The sequence below is a fragment of the Stutzerimonas stutzeri genome (assembly GCF_000935215.1).
Taxonomy (GTDB): domain Bacteria; phylum Pseudomonadota; class Gammaproteobacteria; order Pseudomonadales; family Pseudomonadaceae; genus Stutzerimonas.
Genome location: NZ_JXXD01000004.1, coordinates 1 through 17,082, shown reverse-complemented (window position 1 = coordinate 17,082; position 17,082 = coordinate 1). Strand labels below are relative to the sequence as shown.

Below are 17,082 nucleotides of genomic sequence, written 5' to 3'. Positions count from 1 at the left end.
AGCCGGTCAGGGCCGCGGCGTCGCAAAAATGCAATTGCAGCGGCGCCGGCAAAGGCTCAACCTTTCGCGGATCAGTTGAACGGCAGGAAGGAACGGCGGCGTGGATCTGTTATTTCTCGGCACTTCATCCGGCACCCCCACCCGCGCGCGCAATGTCACCGCCCTGGCCTTGCTGGAAGATACTGGCAAGAGCTGGTACCTGATCGACTGCGGCGAAGGCACCCAGCACCGGCTGTTGCGCACGCCGCTGTCGCTGCACGACCTGCGCGCCATCTGCATAACCCATGTACATGGCGACCACTGCTACGGCCTGCCCGGCCTGCTCGCCAGCGCCGGAATGATGGGACGCAAGGCCGCGCTGACGATCATCGCGCCGCAGGGCATCGAAAGCTGGGTGCGCGCCACGCTGGAGATGAGCCAGAGCTGGCTGGGCTACGACCTCGACTTTCACGCGGTCGAATCGCTGGGCGAGTGGCGCAACCTGAACATGCGCATCGAGGCCACCGCCCTGTCCCACCGTGTGCCCTGCTACGGCTACAGCTTCACCGAGGCCCGGCCTGATCCGCGGCTGGACATCGACCGCCTCGAGCGCGACGGCGTGCCCCGCGGCCCGCTCTGGGGCCAGCTGGCGCGCGGCTTCGATGTCGAGCACGAAGGCCGGAAACTGAGCAGCGACGACTACCTGAGCTTCAGCCGTGCGCCGCAACGCATCGTCATCGGCGGCGACAATGATCGTCCCGAACTGCTTGCCGACGCCTGCCGCGGCGCCCAGTTGCTGGTGCACGAGGCGACCTACACCGAAGCGGTGGCCAACGACGCGCGCAATGACTTTGGCCACAGCACGGCGGCATCGGTGGCGCGCTTTGCGCAAACGGTCGGCCTGCCGAATCTTGTGCTGACCCACTTCAGCGCGCGCTATCAGAAGAACGCCGGGCGTGGTCACTCGATCGACGACCTGTGCGCCGAAGCCAGCGCCCTTTACGCCGGTAAGCTGCTGCTTGCCGAAGACTTCATGCGCCTGCACCTCGGCAAGGACGGCCAGCTGACGCCCGTCGAGCCACCTCGCCCACGCCCGCCGCGCTGAACCGTAAGATCGTCTGAAAACGCAGCGCCTGCAGCCCGGCTGACTACACTGGCTGCTGCACCCGCTGTCAGCGCAAACACCCAGCATCGCTTTCGATACTCGACGGAGCCGCCGATGGAACGTCTTACCGCGAAAGACTTCGCCCCCGAACTGCTCGAGCTCTACGACTTCTACGTCCACGGCAAGCTCAGCCGCCGGGAATTCCTCGACCGCGCAGCGGCCTTCACGCTGTGCAGCATGACCGCCGTGGCGGTACTCGATGCGCTCACGCCCAACTATGCGTTGGCCCAGCAGGTCGCCTTCACCGATCCGGACATCATCGCCGAATACGTCAGCTACCCATCGCCCAACGGCCACGGTGAGGTGCGCGCCTACCTGGTCCGTCCGGCCAAGGCCGAGGGCAAGGTGCCAGGCATCGTTGTCGTCCACGAGAATCGCGGCCTCAACCCCTACATCGAAGACGTCGCACGGCGCGTGGCCAAGGCCGGTTTCGTCGCCCTTGCACCGGACGGGCTGAGTTCGGTCGGCGGCTATCCCGGCAACGACGACAAGGGCCGCGAACTGCAGGCCGCAGTCGATCCGCAGAAACTGATGAACGACTTCTTCGCCGCCATCGAATGGCTGATGGCCCACGAAGCCACCACAGAAAAGGTCGGTATCACCGGCTTCTGCTATGGCGGTGGCGTGGCCAATGCGGCGGCAGTCGCATACCCGGAGCTGGCGGCGGCGGTGCCGTTCTACGGGCGCCAGGCCAATCCGGCGGATGTCGAAAAAATCCAGGCGCCGCTGCTGTTCCAGTTCGCCGAGCACGACGAGCGCGTCAACGAAACCTGGCCCGCCTATGAAGCCGCACTCAAGGCGGCCGGCAAGCACTACGAGGCCTACATCTACCCGGGCACCCAGCATGGCTTTCACAACGACAGCACCCCGCGCTACGACGAGCAGGCGGCTGAGCTGGCCTGGCAACGCACCATCGCCTGGTTCCAGCGTTATCTGAGCTGATGCGCTCCTGCCGTAGCGGGCCATACCGCCAGTCTCCAACCCTGCGCTGACCTGATTTGCCTCCAGAACGCCCGCGCGTTGTGCCGCGCATCAGTGCGGGTTTCGGCTGCATTGTCTGCCCGAAGGCTGCAGCACACTGTCGATACATCCGCCACTGCATGTTGACGTTTACGTAAAAGACCAGTACTGCTATGTGGTCCGCACCGCTCAGGAAAGCCCTCCATGACCACTAGCGCAACGCTCGGCAACGCCCCGGCAGACCTCTGGGTACAGAGCACGCATGGGCAGATGTTCGTCCGCAGCTGGTTCCCCGACGCCGGCGCGCTGCGCCCGAACTGCGCACCGATCCTGCTGCTGCACGAGTCGCTCGGCTGCATCGAACAGTGGAAGGATTTCCCCGCCGCGCTCGCCCAGGCTACCGGCCGCACGGTGGTCGCCTATGACCGGCTGGGCTTCGGTCGCTCCGACCGCTTGACCGCTCCGCCTGCGCCGACCTTCGTGGAGGATGAAGCCGCGCATGGCTTCGCCCAAGTGCTGGACCATCTGGGTATCGAGCGTTTTGTGGTGGTCGGTCACAGCGTCGGCGGCAGCATGGCGGTGCATTGCGCTGCGCAATATCCAGCAGCCTGCCAGGCGATGATCACGATGTCGGCGGTCACCTTCGTCGAACCCCGCACGCTGGAAGGCATCCGCCAGGCCAGAAGCTGGTTCTCCGACCCCGCACAGCGCGAACGCCTGCGCCGCTACCACGGCGAGCGCAGCGACTGGGTACTCAGCGCGTGGATCGACACCTGGCTCGCGCCCGACTTCGCCTCCTGGACCCTCGCCCACGCCCTGCCTCGAGTCCGCTGCCCGGCACTGGCCATCCATGGCGACAACGACGAATTCGGCTCCGAACGCCACCCGCAACTGATCGCCCGGCACGCCGGCGGCCATGTCGAACAGGCGCTGCTGCCCGACGTCGGCCACGTGCCGCATCGCGAGCAGCCGGACGTAGTGCTGGAGCGGGTTGGACGGTTCTTGCGGGCAATCGGCTAAGGCCTTGCCTGGCGTTTCTCTCGGCGACAGGGCATTCGGAATGGGTGGCGTTGCAGCAGACGTCATTAACGGCGGATGGTCAGCCCGATTACCCGCGAGACGACCAGGGCGATGTACATCAGCCCTGCAATTTCCTCGAGCATGACCAGCGCCCGCGCCACAGGCCGCAGCGGCAGGATGTCACCGAGGCCAACACCGGAGAGTACGGTGACGCTGAGAAACAGCAGTTCCATCCACGAGCGAGGCTCATCCGGCTGCAGGTTGGCGACGAAACTGCCTGGGGCAACGAGCTGGCAGGCCGCATAGGCGTAGGCGAACGCCCACGCCAGCAGCGTGAAGGTGGCACCGACGGCAAACAGTTCGTCCGTCGTCGTGCGCTGGTCTTCCATCATGTAGCCGATCAGGCCAGCCGCCGCGTAGAAGTAGAACATCGACTCGGTCACGACCAACGCCAGGTGCAGGCCGGGCATGGCTGTCAGTTCGACGGCAAGCGTCAGTCCGAGGATCGCAGCGGCCATCAGGAACGCCAGCGAATGCAGAGTCGGGCTCCGGTTGACGATGCGCAACGCCAGGACCAGCACCACAACGCCGAATGCACCAAAGGCAGCGCGGCCGAGCGGTGTGTTTTCCATGAAGGGGTACAGCAGGATGCCGAGCAGCTGGACAAACAGCAGCGCTGCCGAGGGATAACGCACGAGGTAGGTCAGCATTGATTGCCCATCGATGTATCAGCCAGCACGGGTGTAGCCGGAGCGGAACGCGCGGCAGGGCACTGAAAGTGCCCTTAGCCCTTGAAACCCTTCGCCACCAGATAGACCTCACGCGAACGCGGGCGCGATGCTTCCGGTTTGCGGATCGACACCTTCTCGAACGAGCTGCGCACATCCTTGAGGAAGTCGTCCGAGCCTTCGCCCTGGAAGACCTTGACCACGTAGTTGCCGCCGGGCTTGAGCACCTGGCGAACCATGTCGAGGGTCAGCTCGACCAGGTACATCGAAGCGGCCTGGTCGGCGGCGGCGACGCCACTGATGTTCGGCGCGATGTCGGAGACGATCAGATCGGGCTGCCGGCCGTCGAGCATGTCGAGGATCTGCTGAAAAACGGCGTCTTCGGTGAAGTCGCCCTGCACGAAGTCGACGTTATCCAGCCCGCCCATCGGCAGAATGTCGGTCGCCAGCACCCTGCCCTTTTCACCGACGATACCGCCGGCCACTTGCGACCAACCACCGGGAGCGGAGCCGAGGTCCATGACCAGCATGCCGGGGCGTATCAGTTTGTCCTTCTCGTTCAGCTCGATCAGCTTGTAGCTGGAGCGCGAGCGCAAGCCGTCCTTCTGGGCGCGTTTGACGAAGGGATCGTTGACGTGTTCATCCAGCCAACGACGGCTGCTTTTGGATCGTTTCATGATAGAGCCAACCACGGAGAATCAAGGTAAGACGCGGACCAACAGGCGCAGCAAGGCACAACCATTGGACGCAAAGTGGCGGCGATTATAAGCCGATAATGCCGCCCCGCGGGCGCTGGTCGCAGCACACAGGGCGTGGAAGGCCATCAGCGCAGCCTGACAGGCACGAGCGGCGACGGGTACAATCCGCGCCCTACTCCCCGCCCCTTCTTCTTCCTCTGCCGGAGTCACCGGCCAGGATTACCGCCATGATTCGCATCAACGAGCTGTCCCTGCCCCTCGATCATTCCGCCGATGAGCTGCGCCAGGCCATCGTCAAACGCCTGAACATCAGAGACGCCGATCTGCTGAATTTCACCGTATTCAAGCGCAGCTACGATGCCCGGAAGAAGAACAGCGTCATTCTGTTCATCTACATCATCGATCTGGAGGCCCGCGACGAGGCGGCCGTCCTGGCGCGTTTTGCCGATGACCACAATGTGCGTCCAGCTCCGGACACCAACTACTACCCGGTAGGCCAGGCGCCAGCCAATCTGAGCGAGCGACCGCTGGTGGTGGGCTTCGGCCCCTGCGGACTGTTCGCCGCGCTGCTGCTGGCACAGATGGGCTTCAAGCCCATCGTGCTGGAGCGCGGCAAGGATGTGCGCAGCCGCACCAAGGACACCTGGGCGCTGTGGCGCAAGAAGGTCCTGACGCCGGAATCCAACGTGCAGTTCGGCGAGGGCGGCGCGGGGCTGTTCTCGGACGGCAAGCTCTACAGCCAGATCAAGGACCCCAAGTTCTACGCGCGCAAGGTGGTGCACGAGTTCGTTCGTGCCGGCGCACCGGCCGAGATCATGTATGTGAGCAAGCCGCACATCGGCACTTTCCGGCTCACCGGTGTGGTCTCGACCATGCGCGAGGAGATCATCGCCCTCGGCGGCGAAGTACGCTTCGAGAGCAAAGTGACCGATCTCGTGATCAACGATGGCCAGCTCGAAGGCGTGGTGCTGGCCAGCGGCGAGACGATCAAGAGTCGCCATGTGGTGCTGGCGCTGGGGCACAGCTCCCGCGATACCGTGCGCATGCTGCATCGCCAGGGCGTGTTCATCGAGGCCAAGCCGTTTGCCATCGGCTTCCGCATCGAACACCCGCAAGGGATGATCGACCAGGCCCGGCTGGGCAAGTACGCCGGCCACCCGGAACTCGGCGCCGCCGACTACAAGCTGGTGTACCACGCCAAGAATGGCCGTGCGGTCTACAGCTTCTGCATGTGCCCCGGCGGTACCGTTGTTGCGGCCACCTCCGAGCCGGGGCGCGTGGTGACCAATGGCATGAGCCAGTACTCGCGCAATGAGCGCAATGCCAATGCCGGCATCGTCGTCGGCATCAACCCGGAGCAAGATTTCCCTGGCGATCCGCTGGCCGGCTTAGCACTGCAGGAGCGCCTGGAGTCGCGCGCTTATGAGCTGGGTGGCAGCGATTACTGCGCACCCGCGCAATTGGTCGGCGACTTCATTCGCGGCGTGCCATCTACCGCGTTCGGCGAGGTCGAACCCTCCTACAAACCGGGCGTACGCCTGGGCGATCTGGCGCCCTCGTTGCCCGAGTATGCAATCGAGGCCATCCGCGAAGCGCTGCCGGCGTTCGGCAAGCAGATCCGCGGCTTTGATCGTGCTGATGCGGTGCTTACCGGCATCGAAACCCGCACCTCGTCGCCGGTGCGCATCACCCGTGACAACGAGACGTTGCAAAGCCTCAACCTGCGCGGTCTGTATCCGGCCGGTGAAGGCGCCGGTTACGCCGGCGGCATTCTCTCGGCAGGCGTGGATGGCATCAAGGTCGCCGAGGCGCTGGCCAAGTCGATGCTGGCTGAAGCGGAACACACCGAAGTGCAGAGCAACTGAGCGCCGCCCTGATGAAACTCGACGACATCAAGAAGCTGCACCAGAAAAAGTACCGGGCCGAGTTCGGGCATTTTCTGGTGGAGGGCGAGCATCTGGTGCTGGAGCTGCAGAAGGCGGCCTTGCATAACCCGCTGCTGCAACGCAGCGAGCTGTATGTGACCAGCGCCTACGAGCACTGGCAAAGCCCGTTCAAAACCCACCTGATCAGCGATCGCCAGATGGCGCAGATCGCCGATACCAAAACCCCCCAAGGCATCGTTGCGCTGGTGCCGATGCCAGCGATAGGCGCGCCGGTTGCTGCGCCCGTCGCGGGCGAGCGCGCCATCTACCTGCATGAAATCCAGGATCCGGGCAACCTCGGCACCATACTGCGCACGCTGGCGTGGTTCGGTGGTTTTCGCTGCCTGCTCAGCCCCGGCAGCGTCGACCCGTACAACCCAAAGGTCGTGCGTTCGAGCATGGGCGCTATCTTTCATGCGCCGATGGAGCTGGATGTTGGACTGGATTCGTTGCACACCCGCTTCGAGCGCATCGCCTGCCTGGATATGGGCGGCGAGCCGGTGCAATCGGCGAGTTTCCGCGCCTTCGATTGCTACCTGTTCGGCAACGAAGCCCGCGGCGTGCCACGCGAACAGCTGGCCTCACTCAAAGCCCAGCCATTCACGATTCCTGGGTGTGGCGCCATCGAATCGCTGAATCTGGCGGCAACAGTCAACATGTGCGCGTACGAATTGGGCAGATAGCCGCTGCTTGAGGTGGGCTGCACTATGCAGCCTGCTCGCCGACCAGGGGTATGCGCACCGTGAACGTGGTGCCGCTACCGGCCATCGACTCGAACTCGATACTGCCGTGGTGAGCATCGACTATGGCGGATGCGATATACAGTCCAAGGCCGAGCCCCGCACCCGCACCGTACTCGGCGTTGCCGCTCTGGATGTGACGCACCATCGGATTGAAGAGGCTGCTTTTTGCCGATTCGGCGATGGGCCGGCCGACGTTGTGAACCGTCAGCGCGGCGATCCCCTCATCGCTTTTCAGGCTGACCGTAATCGGTGTCCCCGCCTCGCCATGCTCGACGGCGTTGCCAATCAGATTGGCAATCACCTGCTCCATTCGCGATTTATCGAACTGCCCAGGAAGACTCGGCTCCGACTGCAGGACGATCTGTCGGTCGGGGTTGTACGCCCTCGCCTCTTCAACCATGCCTTCACACGCGAGCGCCAGATCTTCGCTGTCCATGCGCACCGGGATGCCTACGCCTGAGTGCGTACGGGTAAAGTCCAACAGGTCGCCGACGATCTTGATGGAGCGTTTCACGCTCGTATAGATACGCGACACGTTGATGGTCGGCTTTGGGGGCAGATCCCCTGTGCGTAGCAGTACGTCAGCACTCAGCAATATGGCGCCGAGGGGGCTTCGCAGGTCGTGGCCCAATATGCCGAGAAAGACATTTCGCGCGGCATCCACGGCGTCCGCATAGCTGACCACAGACTCGGCGAGGGCCTGATCGATCGCTTCGTTAAAGCGGACGATGTCGGAAATCTCGTGCTCTTTCGACGCTGCATCGGACGACATCCACAGGACCAGCACACTGGTGCGCAATGCCCGGTATTCGGCGATGACCTGCGCGATCGTGAAGCCCGAGGAATAGCGGATGTCGGCGTGGGTTTCCGCGGGAGTGGCATCTCGTGAAGGCGACGCCTTCCCATGGGATTTGGCGATCCGCGCCTTCACCGATTGGGCCGTGCGCAGATCGGCGGCGATCGCCAGCAACATCTGCTCCGCATGGTCCCGCAGCGCCACCGAATCCATGCCGTTGGCGGCGGGTGTCATCGTCTTGGCGAAGTCTTCCCACTGCTGAAGGATGGGTTCGATGTTTTCCAGAATGAAATCGGCCAAGCGCATGGTTTGCTCCTCGTGACTGAAACGGATGGTTGTAGCGACGACAGGTGTGTCAGTGAGGAGCGGAAGCCGAGACTACAGGGAAGCAGCGTCAGCAGTAGTAACTTTTAGCCGGCCGGTTTGCGTGAGCGCGCTTGCTCATATCGGGCTACCAGCATTCGCGGATAACAGCCGAAAAATAAAGCTGCCCTTTGCGCGAGTTAACAGTTTTGCGCTTGTCGCGGTGCCGGTCGATGACAGCCCTACAAGCCCCACGCATCATGCTCGCTCGACGTCGTGCCGCAGGCCCTCGCATGCAACCTACCCTTTCTGATTCATTGCTGGACTACGCCGGGCAAAGCTCGCCAGGGCGCAGGCGCAGCCATAATGAAGATGCACTGCTCTGCGCGCCGGAGCTGGGGCTCTGGGCCATCGCCGACGGCATGGGGGGGCATCAATGCGGGGAGGTTGCAAGCAGCCTGGCACTGTCTGCGCTGCAGCAGGCGATCGAGGGCGGCAATCCGCTGCAGACAGCGGTTCAGCACGCCAACCAGGCAGTACTTGACGCGGCTGTGGACGACGGCATGGGCACCACGCTGGTCGCAGCACATTTCACGGGTGCCGACTTCGAACTCACCTGGGTCGGCGACAGCCGCGCCTATCTGGTCACCTCCAACGGTATCGAGCAGCTTACGCGGGACCATAGTTGGGTGCAGATGATGATCGACGCCGGGGAGCTGAAGCCGGCCGAGGCTCAAGGCCACGCCTGGCGCAACATCATCCTGCGCTGCCTGGGACGCGAGGCGCCGCTGGAAGTCGGCGCCCACAGCGGCACCCTCAAGCCCGGCGAGCTGCTGCTGCTATGCAGTGACGGCCTGACCAACGAGCTGACCGACGCGCAGATCCATGCCAGCTGCACCTTTGCCGATACCCTCGAGAACCTGGTGGAACAGCTGATCGACCAGGCCAATGAACATGGCGGCCGCGACAACATCTCCTGCATCGTCATCGGCCGCACCGCCCCCCTCCCGGCGGCCGAGTCCCGCGGGCGGCGCTTCATCAACATGCTGTTAAAACCCCTCAAGTCGTAAGCAAGCGCGAGTTTCTACAATGCATCGGATGCTGGAAATACCGGGCTATCGCCTGCACAAGCGGCTCGGAAAAGGCGGAATGGCCGAGGTCTATCTGGCCACCCAGCTGTCGCTGGATCGCGAGGTGGCCGTCAAGGTGCTGTTGCGCACGGAAGATGCAGCGTTCACCGAGCGCTTCATCCAGGAAGGCCATATCGTCGCCTCGCTGCGCCACCCGGCGATCATCACCATCCACGACATCGGCCAGATCGCCGATGGCCGGCACTACCTGGCCATGGAATACCTCGGCGGCGGCGACCTGGCGCAACACCGCGGCATCGTCTTCTCACCATCGCGCGCGCTGGACATCATCCGTCAGCTGGCCGGCGGCCTGGCGGTGGTGCACGACGGTGGGCTAGTCCATAGAGACGTGAAGCCAGCCAATATCCTCTTCCGTGACGACGGCAGCGTGGTGCTCACCGACTTCGGCGTAGCCAAGGCCGTAGAGCTGGATAACGAGCTCACGCACTTCGGCATCGCCGTCGGCAGCCCGGCCTACAGCAGCCCGGAGCAGGCCCAGTGCCAGCCACTCGATGCCCGCAGCGACATCTACAGCCTCGGCGTGATACTCGCCGAGATGCTCACCGGGACCAACCCGTTCCGCGCCAACAGCTATCCGCAAACCGTGCTCAATCACCTGCAGATGCCCTTGCCGCAACTGCCGCCGGCGCTCGCGCCCTACCAGCCATTGCTCGACCGCATGCTGGCCAAGCAGCCGGACGAGCGCTTCGGCAATTGCCGTGAGCTGCTGGCGGCCATCGACACGCTCACCGAGCCGGACATGGACCAGACCCGCATCGCACCGGCGGCATTCATCGAGGCGCCGACCAGACGCCGCCGTCGCCGTCGTGGCATCGGCCGCTGGGCGGTGATCGGTGCGGCGCTGATCGTGACAGTCGCCGCATTGGCCGCCGGCGGCTACCAGTGGCTGCAATACAGCCGCATCAACGACTACCTGACCCGCGCCGAGGCACGCCTGGATGAGGGGCAACTGACTGCACCGGCGTTCGACAATGCCGACTACTACTACCGCCAGGCCCTGCGCCTGGATTCCGACAATGCCGAGGCCCTCGACGGCATACGCCGCGTGCTCGATGCCCGCATCGCCCAGGCACTGGAACTGGCGGCGCAACGGCTGGCAAATGATCAATTGCTGCAACCCGCCGAAGACAGCGCGGCGCACTACTACCAGCAGGTGCTGGGCTGGTTGCCGGAAAACGAGGTGGCCCGCAACGGGCTGGTGCAGGTCAGCGAGCGTTATGTCGAGCTAGCCGAAGCAGCCTACGGGCGCCGCGAGTTCGCCCTGGCGCTGGAGTACATCCAGCAGGGGCTGGAAGCCACCCCGGACTATGCGCCCCTGCTCGCACTGCACGACGCGCATGCTCAGCGGGTTGCCAAGGCCCGGGCGCCGCGCCCGGTGAAACGCACAACGGCCAGCACCTCACGCGCCGCGCCGACCAACACGCAGACCTCGCAAGCGCCGGCCAACCCGGTCAAGCGCCTGTGGAACCGGATATTCAACCAATAATTCGCCGAGCGCCGTTCGGCTCAGACCGTCGCCTGCTCCGCTAAAAGGTACCGCGCCATGCTCAGGATCCACTTCACTGACAATCGCCAAAGTCCGGTCTGGCTTGCCGATGAACGCTTCACCCTCGGCTCGGACCGCAGCAACAAGCTGGTGGCCAACGACGCCGGGGTCGCGCCATTTCACGCCGAACTGCTGCTGGAAAACCGCTTCTATTACCTCACCGATCTCGGCACGCCTGGCAGCACCTACGTCAATGACGAGAAGGTCGGCGAGCGCTACCAGATTCGTTCCGGCGACCGCCTGCGCCTGGGCGCGCTGGAACTGCAGATCGTCGATCCGGCCAAGGCCGGCACCAAGCTGGCGAGCGCCCCGCGCTGGCTGTTGCAGGTGGTCAAGGGCGAGAACCAGGGCCACAAGTACCACATCACCGGCTCGATGACCTTCGGCCGCTCGGTCAAATGCGAGCTCTGCTTCAGCGATGCGGAACTGTCCCGCCGCCACGCCGAGTTCTACCTCAAGGGCGATGTGCTGGAAGTGAAGGACCTGGCCTCAGCCAACGGCCTGCTGGTGAACCGCGAGAAGGTCACGACCGCTGTGCTGCAGCCGGGAGACCAGATCCAGCTGGGCAACACCACACTGCTGGTGATCGGGCCCAAGGTCAGCACCCCGGAAGTCGTCGACGAAGACGCTACCGTATTCGTTCGCGCCACCGACCTGCCCGCCACGGTCGCCGCCCAGCCGAAACCTTCCCGCCCCCGCCCTGCCACGCCGAACCCGCTGCACACGGCGGCACCTGTTGCCGCCGCTCCTGCTCGTGAGCCAGGTAAATCCGCATGGCGCCTTGGCATGCTGCTCGGCGCGCTGGGGCTGGCCATTGTCGCCGGGCTGGTTGCGCAGCAGATGATCTAGCAACTAACAGGCTTGAGCGGCGGTCATGCAGTGCCGCTTTCTGCCCTAGCAGCCGGCGCCTGCCCGATGAAACCTCGGCACCTGATCAATCACTACCGAACGCTACCCTTGTCCCCGACGCAGCGCCCGCAATCCTTCGAGGACCAACACCACAATCGCCGCCCAGATCGCCCCGTAGGTCAGCCACTGGTCCGGCGCGATGCTCTCGCCAAGCAGCAGCGCCACGACCACCAACAGTACCGGCTCGACATAGCTGAGCAGGCCGAACAGGGTCAGGCTGAGGTATTTGCTGGCGTTGATCATCAGCCCCAACGCCAGCGCGCTGAGCGCGCCCAGTCCGGCGATCAGCAATGGCAGGCGGGGATTGCCGGCAAGCAGGTTCAACGTGTCACCGCTGCCTAGGACGAACAGCGCAGCAACCGGCAGGCTGATGACCAGGTCGACCCAGAGCCCGCCAAGACTGGCGGTGCCGAGCTTGCGGCGCAGAACGAAGTAGCACGGGTAGCCCAGGGCAACGGCGAGTACCGGCCATGACAGTGACGAAGCCAGTAGCAGCTGGTTGCCCACGCCTACAGCCGCCAGCAGACAGGCCAGGCGTTGCAATCGACTGATCGTTTCGCCGAAAACCAGGCGCCCGGTAAGTACCAGTGTCAGCGGCAGCAGAAAGTAGCCGAGCGAAACGTCCAGCCCGTGGCCGTTGATCGGCGCCCACATGAACAGCCACAGCTGCAAACCGACCAGCGCCGAAGACAGCGGCAGCGCTAGCCACAGTCGCGCCTCTGCCGGTACGCGCACAAGGATCTCGCGGACCTCGCCCCAGCGACCGATGGCGAGCAGTAGCAACGCCAGGCAGGGTGCGGTGAGCAGAATGCGCCAGCCGTAGATCTGCTGGCCACTCAGCGGCTCGAGCAGCGACGTGTAGTAATACAGCGTTGCGAAGAGCGTCGATGCGGCGAGCGAGCCGGCGACGCCCGCCAGCCTGTTGCGAGTTTCCATGGGCTTCCTGCGATTGACGATTCGTGCCAGCCCCGACCTCAGGGCTCGACCTGGCTCCACTGCTTGTTCAGGCGCTTGTCCGAAACCGCCATCCTGGTGCCAAGCTGCTGTGCCCAGAGCGAGACGCGATATTCCTCGAGCATCCAGCGATACAGCGCCAGCTCGGCATCGCGCTTGCCTTCCTGCAGGTGCTTCTTCAGGCGTGTCTGGTACTGCTCCCAGTAGCCGGCCAGCTCGCCGGACCAGACGCGATCACGCTGCAGCTGCGCACCGATCTTCTCGAAGCGTTGCTCGATGGCCTTGAGATAGCGCGGGTACTCCTTCAGCCACTCGGCAGGCGTTTCGCGAACAAAGCCCGGATAGACCAGGTTGCCCAGCTGCGCCTTGATGTCGTTGAGCGCCACCGCCTGGGCCAAGTCGATCTTGCCCTTGAAGCGCTTCTGCAGGCCGTGCCAGTGCTTGAGTATTTCCAGCGTCAGGCGCGCCAGGCGTTCGGCATGCGCGGTCCAGTCGCCGCGCTTGCGCTCGGCCAGGGACGCCAGTGCGGCGCCGTCACGCGGTAGCTGGGCTTCGCCGTCGAGGATGCAGCTGTCGAGGCTGGCCAGCAGGATGTCCTCGACCAGCGCATCGACCTTGCCCATGTCACGGTAGAGCAGGCCCAGTTCGGTGAGCCCCGGCAGCTTGTTGCGCAGGTACTTGGCCGGCTCCGCCAGCTGCTGCAGCAACAGGCGCTGCAGGGCGCGGCGGTGCTGCCACTCGGCCTCGGCCTGGGTCGGGAAACGGCCTTCCTTGACCACCCCTGCCTCTTCCACCAGCGCCGGATAGACGGTCATCGACAGCCCGGCCATCTTCGCCTGGGCCTTTTCTGCGACCTGGGCAAAACCCTTGGCTTCGACCGGCTTCTGTTCGGCCTTCTGCTGCTGCGGCGCCAGGGCGGCCTGGCTGGCCTCGGCGAAGCGCGCGGTGAGTTCAGCCAGATCACGCCCCTCACCGAGGAACTTGCCGCGGGCGTCGACCACCTCGATGTTCATCTTCAGATGGCTTTCCAGACCGGCTGCCGCCTCGGCCCAGGCGTCGTCCGATACGCGTGCACCAGTCATGCGCAGCAGTTCACGGCCCAGCGCCTGCGGCAGCGCGCCTTCACCGAAGGTGATCTTGGCCAGCGCGGCGCCGACGAAATCCGGCACCGGTACGAAATTCTTGCGCAGTGCCTTGGGCAGGTTGCGCACCAGCGCCACCGCCTTGGTTTCCAGCAGCCCCGGTACCAGCCAGTCGAGCCGCTCGCTGCGCAATTGCGGCAACAGCGGCGCCGGCACACGCAAGGTCACGCCATCGCGCGGGTGGTTGGGCTCGAAATGGTATTCCAGCGGCAACTGCAGCTCGCCAATGCGCAGGTAATCCGGGTACTGCGCGGCGGTGACCTCGCTGGCCTCGCGGGCGAGCACGTCCTCCTCGCGCATGATCAAGAGCTGCGGGTTCTTCGCGCTTTCGCGTTTGTACCAGTTCTCGAAACTGGCGGTCTGGTAGATGTCCGCCGGCAGGCGCGCATCGTAGTAGTCGAACAGGGTTTCCTCGTCGGCGAGGATGTCGCGGCGCCGCGCCTTGGCTTCCAGCTCGTCGAGGCGTTCGAGCAGCTCGCGATTGGCGCTGAGCGCGCGGGCACGGCTGTGCATCTCGCCGCGCACCAGCCCTTCGCGGATGAACAACTCCCGGGCAGCGGGCGGGTCGATGGGCCCGTAATGCACCGGGCGGCGGCCGACGACGATCATGCCGTAAAGCGTTACCTGCTCGTAGGCCACCACTTGGCCGCGCTTCTTTTCCCAATGCGGCTCGAAGTGGTTCTTCTTGATCAGATGCCCGGCCAGCGGCTCGATCCAGTCCGGTTCGATCTTGGCGACCATGCGCGCGAACAGCTTGGTGGTTTCCACCAGCTCCGCGGCCATCAGCCAATTGGGCTTCCTGCGTCCGATCACACTAGATGGATGCACCCAGAAGCGCCGCTGGCGCGCGCCGAGGAAGTCGCCCTCCTCGGTCTTGTTGCCGATCTGGCTGAGCAGGCCGGCGAGGATCGCCTTGTGCACCGCGGCGTAGCTCTTGGCCTTCTGCGCGGCCTCGCTGGCTTCGGCCTGCTGACGGAGGATGACGTTGACCTTGGTGTCCTTGGTCGGTGCGGGTTGGGCGCTGGCCACCGCCGAACGCGTGGAAGAGGCTTCGCCGTCTTCCACCCTACGTGCCTTGTCGGCGTGCGGTGGTTGGCCGGAGCCATCCGCCGACCTGCCCGGACCAAGCTTGAGTTCGCGGGCGATCAGCGTCAGCTGACGATGGGCGTCGCGCCACTCACGCAGACGCAGGTAGTTGAGGAAGTTCTTCCGGCACCAGGTGCGCAGTGGGTTGGAGCCCAGCTCCTGGCGCTTCTCCTCGAAACCGCGCCAGAGATTGATCAGCGCGGCGAAGTCCGAGTCCGGGTCCTTCCATTGCGCATGGGCCTGGTCGGCCGCCTGCTGGCGGTCGGCCGGACGTTCGCGCACGTCCTGCACCGAGAGTGCGCTGGCAACAATAAGCACCTCCGCCAGGCTGCCTTGCTGTGCGGCTTCGAGAAGCATGCGACCCAGTCGCGGGTCGATCGGCAGGCGCGCCAGCTGGCGGCCCAGCGGGGTCAGCTGATTCTCGCGGTTGACCGCCGAAAGTTCCTGCAACAGGTTGAAGCCATCGCTGATGGCCTTGCCATCCGGCGGCTCGATAAAGGGGAAATCCTGGATGTCGCCCAGGCGCAAATGCAGCATCTGCAGGATCACGGCGGCGAGGTTGGTGCGCAGGATCTCCGGATCGGTGAATTCGGGCCGGCCGAGGAAGTCTTCCTCGCTGTAAAGCCGAATGCAGATACCCGGCTCCACCCGCCCGCAGCGCCCCTTGCGTTGGTTGGCGCTGGCCTGGGACACCGCCTCGATCGGCAGCCGCTGAACCTTGGCGCGGTAGCTATAGCGGCTGATGCGCGCGGTACCGGAATCGATCACGTAGCGGATACCGGGCACGGTCAGCGAAGTCTCGGCGACGTTGGTGGCCAGCACGATCTTGCGCCCCGGTCGCGGCTGGAAAATCTTCTGCTGCTCGGCCGGCGTCAGCCGCGCATATAGCGGCAGCACCTCGGTGAACTTCAGATTGGCCTTGCGCAGCACCTCGGCCGCGTCGCGAATTTCGCGTTCGCCGGGCAGGAACACCAGCACATCGCCGGGGCGCTTGCCGACGCTCTGCTCGTGGGCGGCGATCTCGTCCAGCGCGGCGAGGATGCCCTGGTCGACGGTCAGGTCGTCCTCGACCCGATTGCCATCCTCGTCGATCTCCGCCGCCAGTGGCCGATACCAGGTTTCCACCGGGTAGGTACGCCCGGAGACCTCGACGATGGGCGCACCGTCGAAATGCTCCGAAAAGCGCTGCAGGTCGATGGTCGCCGAAGTGATAATGACCTTCAGATCCGGCCGCCGCGGCAGCAGGGTCTTGAGAAAGCCGAGCAGGAAGTCGATGTTCAGCGAACGCTCGTGGGCCTCGTCGACGATGATGGTGTCGTAACGCTCGAGGAAGCGGTCATGCTGCGTCTCGGCCAGCAGGATGCCGTCGGTCATCAGCTTGATCAGCGAGCTGTCCTTGCTCTGATCCTCGAAGCGCACCTGATAACCCACCAGCTCACCCAGCGGCGTGCCGATTTCCTCGGCCACGCGAGTCGCGACGCTGCGTGCCGCCAGCCGGCGCGGCTGGGTATGGCCGATCAGCCCGTGTACGCCACGGCCGATTTCCAGGCAGATCTTCGGCAGCTGGGTGGTCTTGCCCGAGCCGGTCTCACCGGCGATTACCAGCACCTGGTGTTTTTCCAGCGCGGCCTTGATCTCGTCGCGCTTGGCGGCGATTGGCAGGCTATCGTCGTAGCGAATGCGCGGCACACTCTGCCGACGCGCCTCAACCTTGGCCACCGAAGCCTGGAAGCGCTCCAGCCACTGGGCCAATTTGGCCTCGTCCGGCTGCTTTCTCAGCTCGTGCAGCTGCCGGCGCAGGCGGTGGCGATCAGCGAACAGGGCCTGGTCGAGATTCTTCAGCAGGGTATCGATAGCGGGCGTTGCGTCGGTCATGGACAGCCGTGGGGCAATTCGAGAAGGGCGCGATTGTCGCAGATTTGCCCGGCCGGCCGAAGGGAAAGGGTGTGCAGGGACCGCGCCGGCATGCCGGCGCGG

13 protein-coding genes are annotated in these 17,082 nt (G+C 64.7%); 8 read left to right on the top strand and 5 right to left on the bottom strand.

Features of this window, described 5'->3' with window-relative positions; all coding sequences use genetic code 11:
• The first annotated feature begins 100 nt into the window (after positions 1 to 100).
• The 3 genes from LO50_RS00490 (at position 101) to LO50_RS00480 (ending at position 3,124) form a co-directional block, all read left to right on the top strand.
• A complete protein-coding gene (locus LO50_RS00490; RefSeq protein ID WP_044313757.1) occupies positions 101 to 1,084 on the top strand; it encodes a ribonuclease Z in 984 nt (327 codons plus the stop codon).
• Between the two features lie 114 nt (positions 1,085 to 1,198).
• Complete coding sequence (gene yghX / locus LO50_RS00485) at positions 1,199 to 2,086, top strand: YghX family hydrolase (protein ID WP_044313756.1); 888 nt, start codon at positions 1,199 to 1,201, stop codon at positions 2,084 to 2,086.
• 222 nt (positions 2,087 to 2,308) lie between these two features.
• On the top strand, positions 2,309 to 3,124 hold the full coding sequence (locus LO50_RS00480; protein ID WP_044313755.1) for an alpha/beta fold hydrolase: 816 nt from the start codon (positions 2,309 to 2,311) through the stop codon (positions 3,122 to 3,124).
• 65 nt (positions 3,125 to 3,189) lie between these two features.
• Here LO50_RS00480 and LO50_RS00475 read toward each other — a convergent pair whose 3' ends face one another.
• Positions 3,190 to 3,834 (bottom strand): ion channel, encoded by a 645-nt coding sequence (locus LO50_RS00475; RefSeq protein ID WP_044313754.1) that lies wholly within the window; start codon positions 3,832 to 3,834, stop codon positions 3,190 to 3,192.
• Positions 3,835 to 3,908: 74 nt separating this feature from the next.
• Positions 3,909 to 4,529: a 23S rRNA (uridine(2552)-2'-O)-methyltransferase RlmE gene (gene rlmE / locus LO50_RS00470; RefSeq protein ID WP_003300908.1), complete on the bottom strand. Its 621-nt coding sequence runs from the start codon at positions 4,527 to 4,529 to the stop codon at positions 3,909 to 3,911.
• 248 nt (positions 4,530 to 4,777) lie between these two features.
• Here rlmE and LO50_RS00465 point away from each other — a divergent pair, with 248 nt between their 5' ends.
• Positions 4,778 to 6,415 (top strand): NAD(P)/FAD-dependent oxidoreductase, encoded by a 1,638-nt coding sequence (locus LO50_RS00465; RefSeq protein WP_044313753.1) that lies wholly within the window; start codon positions 4,778 to 4,780, stop codon positions 6,413 to 6,415.
• An 11-nt stretch (positions 6,416 to 6,426) separates the two neighbouring features.
• A complete protein-coding gene (locus LO50_RS00460; protein WP_044313752.1) occupies positions 6,427 to 7,158 on the top strand; it encodes a TrmH family RNA methyltransferase in 732 nt (243 codons plus the stop codon).
• A gap of 22 nt (positions 7,159 to 7,180) precedes the next feature.
• On the opposite strand, the gene LO50_RS00455 is transcribed toward LO50_RS00460, so the two are convergent.
• On the bottom strand, positions 7,181 to 8,320 hold the full coding sequence (locus LO50_RS00455; protein WP_044313751.1) for a sensor histidine kinase: 1,140 nt from the start codon (positions 8,318 to 8,320) through the stop codon (positions 7,181 to 7,183).
• Between the two features lie 290 nt (positions 8,321 to 8,610).
• On the opposite strand from LO50_RS00455, the gene LO50_RS00450 reads away from it, so the two are divergent.
• From LO50_RS00450 to LO50_RS00440, 3 genes are read left to right on the top strand one after another with little or no spacing between them, the layout of a single operon-like run.
• Positions 8,611 to 9,387 (top strand): PP2C family protein-serine/threonine phosphatase, encoded by a 777-nt coding sequence (locus tag LO50_RS00450; protein ID WP_041013261.1) that lies wholly within the window; start codon positions 8,611 to 8,613, stop codon positions 9,385 to 9,387.
• A 19-nt stretch (positions 9,388 to 9,406) separates the two neighbouring features.
• Positions 9,407 to 10,954 carry a serine/threonine-protein kinase gene (locus LO50_RS00445; RefSeq protein ID WP_044313750.1) on the top strand — a complete coding sequence of 516 codons (1,548 nt, stop codon included), beginning with the start codon at positions 9,407 to 9,409 and terminating at the stop codon, positions 10,952 to 10,954.
• 57 nt (positions 10,955 to 11,011) lie between these two features.
• Entirely contained in the window at positions 11,012 to 11,863 is an 852-nt protein-coding gene (locus tag LO50_RS00440; RefSeq protein ID WP_044313749.1) for an FHA domain-containing protein, read from the top strand.
• Positions 11,864 to 11,965: 102 nt separating this feature from the next.
• Here the strand turns inward: LO50_RS00440 and rarD are convergent, their stop codons facing one another.
• Both rarD and hrpA read right to left on the bottom strand, forming a co-directional pair.
• Positions 11,966 to 12,859: an EamA family transporter RarD gene (rarD, locus tag LO50_RS00435; RefSeq protein ID WP_044313748.1), complete on the bottom strand. Its 894-nt coding sequence runs from the start codon at positions 12,857 to 12,859 to the stop codon at positions 11,966 to 11,968.
• A gap of 38 nt (positions 12,860 to 12,897) precedes the next feature.
• The gene (gene hrpA, locus LO50_RS00430; RefSeq protein WP_044313747.1) at positions 12,898 to 16,980 is read right to left on the bottom strand and encodes an ATP-dependent RNA helicase HrpA; all 4,083 of its coding nucleotides are present in this window, start codon (positions 16,978 to 16,980) and stop codon (positions 12,898 to 12,900) included.
• Positions 16,981 to 17,082: the final 102 nt, after the last annotated feature.

Excerpts from the sequence above, each read along its gene's own strand:
- yghX (WP_044313756.1), top strand. The coding sequence starts at position 1,199 with ATGGAACGTCTTACCGCGAAAGACTTCGCCCCCGAACTGCTCGAGCTC.
- LO50_RS00480 (WP_044313755.1), top strand. The coding sequence starts at position 2,309 with ATGACCACTAGCGCAACGCTCGGCAACGCCCCGGCAGACCTCTGGGTA.
- LO50_RS00475 (WP_044313754.1), bottom strand. The coding sequence starts at position 3,834 with ATGCTGACCTACCTCGTGCGTTATCCCTCGGCAGCGCTGCTGTTTGTC.
- rlmE (WP_003300908.1), bottom strand. The coding sequence starts at position 4,529 with ATGAAACGATCCAAAAGCAGCCGTCGTTGGCTGGATGAACACGTCAAC.
- LO50_RS00465 (WP_044313753.1), top strand. The coding sequence starts at position 4,778 with ATGATTCGCATCAACGAGCTGTCCCTGCCCCTCGATCATTCCGCCGAT.
- LO50_RS00460 (WP_044313752.1), top strand. The coding sequence starts at position 6,427 with ATGAAACTCGACGACATCAAGAAGCTGCACCAGAAAAAGTACCGGGCC.
- LO50_RS00455 (WP_044313751.1), bottom strand. The coding sequence starts at position 8,320 with ATGCGCTTGGCCGATTTCATTCTGGAAAACATCGAACCCATCCTTCAG.
- LO50_RS00450 (WP_041013261.1), top strand. The coding sequence starts at position 8,611 with ATGCAACCTACCCTTTCTGATTCATTGCTGGACTACGCCGGGCAAAGC.
- LO50_RS00445 (WP_044313750.1), top strand. The coding sequence starts at position 9,407 with ATGCATCGGATGCTGGAAATACCGGGCTATCGCCTGCACAAGCGGCTC.
- LO50_RS00440 (WP_044313749.1), top strand. The coding sequence starts at position 11,012 with ATGCTCAGGATCCACTTCACTGACAATCGCCAAAGTCCGGTCTGGCTT.
- rarD (WP_044313748.1), bottom strand. The coding sequence starts at position 12,859 with ATGGAAACTCGCAACAGGCTGGCGGGCGTCGCCGGCTCGCTCGCCGCA.
- hrpA (WP_044313747.1), bottom strand. The coding sequence starts at position 16,980 with ATGACCGACGCAACGCCCGCTATCGATACCCTGCTGAAGAATCTCGAC.